The following is a 624-nucleotide window of genomic DNA, read 5'->3' on the forward strand; positions in this document are numbered from 1 at the left end:
ATCAGCCGATGCTGAAAGGCTGCCCGTAGAGGGTCGACTTGACGTAGTGGTTCCCCGGAATCTCGAGGACCGTGTACGCACGAGCCTGCGCATACCCGCCGCAACCCTGGAGTTCGATCTGCTGGTCGCGGTACTGAATCGCCGACACACCCGGCTTCAGGTCCGTCTTGGACTTGACCTTCGCGAACTTGACCTCACCGGCGCTGATCGGAATCGACAGCGAACCACCCAGGCCGAGCGAGTCGAGACCGAGATCGGCACTCAGACCACCCTCGAGACCGGTGATGTCGGCTTGGCAACCCACGATGTAACCGGTGGTCAGCGTCGCGCCTTCCTCCGGAACCTCGCCACCGAGCTCGGCGAACACGTCACCCGAAACCCACGCAACGCGGCCCGCACCATTGGCGGCCAGCGACGGCGAAACCAGAGCGCTCTCGGCGTTGCGGGCGATCTTGGCCGTGACGCTTCCCGCGTTGACGACCTTTTCGCCACCCGGCAGCGGCACGAAGGTGTCGGCGTTGGCCGCACCCGTGGACATCAGGCCGAGGACTACAGCCGCAGCGGCACCAAGGCCGGCAATGCGGGCTCCACGGCGCAGGCCGGTCTTTCGGTTCTCGCTCATTC

The 624-nt window shown here is 65.4% G+C and carries 1 protein-coding gene; it reads right to left on the minus strand.

Annotation, left to right across the window (positions count from 1 at the left end; genetic code table 11):
- Position 1: 1 nt before the first annotated feature.
- A complete protein-coding gene (locus QM841_RS42895) occupies positions 2-622 on the minus strand; it encodes an MspA family porin (protein WP_283336800.1) in 621 nt (206 codons plus the stop codon).
- Between the last annotated feature and the right edge of the window lie 2 nt (positions 623-624).

Origin of the sequence: Rhodococcus sp. IEGM 1307 (assembly GCF_030056915.1) — a bacterium.
GTDB classification, from domain to species: Bacteria; Actinomycetota; Actinomycetes; order Mycobacteriales; family Mycobacteriaceae; genus Rhodococcus_F; species Rhodococcus_F opacus_D.